Origin of the sequence: Planosporangium spinosum (genome assembly GCF_049999945.1) — a bacterium.
In the GTDB taxonomy this organism is placed as follows: domain Bacteria; phylum Actinomycetota; class Actinomycetes; order Mycobacteriales; family Micromonosporaceae; genus Planosporangium; species Planosporangium spinosum.
The window spans coordinates 1-2,658 of the sequence record NZ_JBLYUB010000065.1 but is presented as its reverse complement, the minus strand read 5'-3'; the positions used below and the strand labels follow the sequence as shown (position 1 = coordinate 2,658).

At 70.9% G+C, this 2,658-nt stretch carries 3 protein-coding genes; all 3 read right to left on the bottom strand.

Annotation, left to right across the window (positions count from 1 at the left end; genetic code table 11):
* Window positions 1-231 precede the first annotated feature (231 nt).
* Window positions 232-978 carry a hypothetical protein gene (locus tag ACNTMW_RS34185; RefSeq protein ID WP_426638214.1) on the bottom strand — a complete coding sequence of 249 codons (747 nt, stop codon included), beginning with the start codon at window positions 976-978 and terminating at the stop codon, window positions 232-234.
* An 89-nt stretch (window positions 979-1,067) separates the two neighbouring features.
* Window positions 1,068-1,361: a hypothetical protein gene (locus ACNTMW_RS34180; protein WP_426638213.1), complete on the bottom strand. Its 294-nt coding sequence runs from the start codon at window positions 1,359-1,361 to the stop codon at window positions 1,068-1,070.
* Window positions 1,362-1,525: 164 nt separating this feature from the next.
* Window positions 1,526-2,059, bottom strand: coding sequence for a hypothetical protein (locus tag ACNTMW_RS34175; RefSeq protein ID WP_426638212.1), 534 nt, complete (start codon window positions 2,057-2,059; stop codon window positions 1,526-1,528).
* Window positions 2,060-2,658 lie beyond the last annotated feature (599 nt).

Here is a 2,658-nt window from a genome sequence, read left to right as displayed (position 1 = left end):
GCGTTCCTCCTCCACGTCGCTCGGAGGACGCGCGTACAGCAACTTCGGCATGAAAGACCGCCTCCCCACCAGCATCCCACCGGCAGAAGCGATCTACACCTGCAAAGAGGAACCGAGCACTAAGCCCGGTCGGACGCCGTTCAGCGCCGTTGAACGCGCCCCGCTGCTCCCATTCCGCTCCCCCTACCGCGAGCCGGATCCTGCCGTGGATGACGGCCGGATGGCGCGGGTTCAGGGTGTGATGGTTGGCGCCGGGTCCCACGGCCCAGGTCGTCGAGCGGCTACCGCGTCGACGTCGGTGCGGACGCGTTCGTCGATCAGGGTGGGGTCGGTGGGGCAGTCGGGAGAGGTCAGTACCTCGGCTCGGGCGCGTCGTGCCACCGACACCCGCCGGAGGAAGTGCCGGACGGCGTGCACGTCGAACCCGGTCTGCCAGTCGGGCTCGGTGCACGACTCGTCGTGGTGCCAATAGTCGCCGGCGTCGCCGATCAGGGTCGCCCAGCGTCGCAGGAGCTCCGGTACGGCCAGGACCGTCACCACCGCCGGTGAGGCATGGATCGTCGCGGCCGGGTAGGTGGGGATGTACCGGTCCGGGATCGGCAGCCCGGCCCGCCGGTCGTCCTGCCAGGCGTGGAGGGCGGCCATCCCGGTGGGGAATCCGGCGGTGTTCCAGGTGACCGTGCCGGCGGGCCGTGACCTCCACAGCCCGGGCCGGCTCAGACCCTGGGCCGCGGACGGCGCGAGCACCGTGCGGGCGGCCACCCCGAACACCACCGGTGGGCTGGGCCGGCCGTCGTCGGGATCGGCCACCATGCGGCCGGGGTCGAGCACCAGCAGCGTGTCTGGCCGCCGCTGGTAGGACAGGCCCCACAACAGCCGGCCCAGCAGCCGCGCACCGGCCAGGTCCGACCGCACCAGCGTCCAGCGGTCGTGCATGGTGACGGCGTACCGTGCCGGATCCGCCGGCCGCAGCGCCATCACCTGATAGCGACGGCCGTCGTGGCGCCACGCACGCCGGTGCAGACGCAGCCGACGCGTCATGACCGCGACCGATGGGCGCTCGCCGTTCACCCGACCCGCCGCGACTTCACAACCAGGCCCAGCGGGAGGTCCGGCCACTTCCGCCACGACGCACGCCGCCGCCCACGGATGCGTACCTCGACGGCTTCGTCTACGTCCGGGGCGGGGGCGCCGACACACCCGGTGAGAGCCTGGTGGTCGTGGCGCCGGTTCGCCCGGTGCGGGAACCGCTTGTTGCGCCGAATGCTCGTGCGCGAGCTCTTGTCGTTCTCGCCGTAGACGTTGCGGCAGTCCCGGGCGTAGCTCAACGCCTTCTTCTCCTGCGGCGACCGACGCCTCACCGGTGACTTCCACCCCGACCTTCTGCGAATGACCGCGACGACGCTACCAATGGCCACGGCGGCGCGTCACCCGAATTTCGGCCGGCCACCAGACCACTACCAGGCACTTCCCCCCTCACGCCCCCGCGGACAGCGCGGCAGCGATGGGCCACCGGACCCGGCTGTCAGCGAACCGTCGCCTTTGTCGACCGCCGTCGGCTGCCGCCATAGAGGTGGACCCGCTCGTCAATGTCACGGTCGGGCCGGGCCCGCAGGAACAGGTCCGTGCTGGCCGGGGCGTTGGCCACCTGGATAGTCCACTGCTCGTAGTACCACTGCGGCGCGCAGGCACAGCCGGTGGCCCGCAGGTTGGCCCGGTACCGTCCGACCTGGCCGGCGGCCAGCGTGAACAGCCGTCCCCGGGTCCGCCACCACCGCGGGTAGGCGGCCCATCCGGGCAGCCGGTCGACGGTGACCGTCCCATCGGCGGCGGTCGTCAGCCACAACCCGACCTCCCGGGCGCGGTCGTCGCCCACGACCACGCGACTGGAAGGCTGGTAGTCGGTGGCCTCGTCGCAGAGGACGTCGTGCACGACCGGCGACCCGTCGGGGGCGGGCGGCAGCGGGTACACCTCAGGAAGCCCGCTCCGCGCGGTCGCGGCAGCGGCCCCACGACCGACGGAACCCCAGCGCACCCGCACCCGCTGGATCACGATCATGCTCGCATGATCCCCTCACCCGCTCCCACCCGCGACGGCTTTTCAGGCGATCACCGTGGTAAGCGCACGCCTTCACGTGGCAGCAGCCCCTGTGCAACACAGCCGGCGCTGGGCGCGGCGCCGCGGGGGCGTAACCGTCGTTGGTGAGGACAGCGAGCTGGCCGCGCTTGTCGGTGGGCCGATATGACCTGCCGCCGTGAACTGCTCGACCGGACCCTGATCGTGAACCAGCGACATCTCCTGCACGCGCTGCGCGAGTACGGGCGTCCCTTGCGCTGCCATTAGACGTTCTACAACGCAGACCATCCACATCAGGGCATCGCCAACGCCCGACCACCCGCACCGCTACCCGAACCGATCACCAGCCTTGGCCAGCTCGCCCGGATACGCATCCGCCGACGCGATCGGCTCGGCGGCCTCCTGCACGAGTACGAACACGCCGCCTGACCAGCTCGGACGTAATTCTCGGCAGGGGCCGCGTCCACGGTGATGGTGTAAGAGACGATCACCGAGAAGATCCGGGTTGATGTTATGCGGCGATCTCCGCTGTTGGGGAGTTGTCGTCGGGTTCGGCTTCGCCGTCGATGACGGTCAGCCGG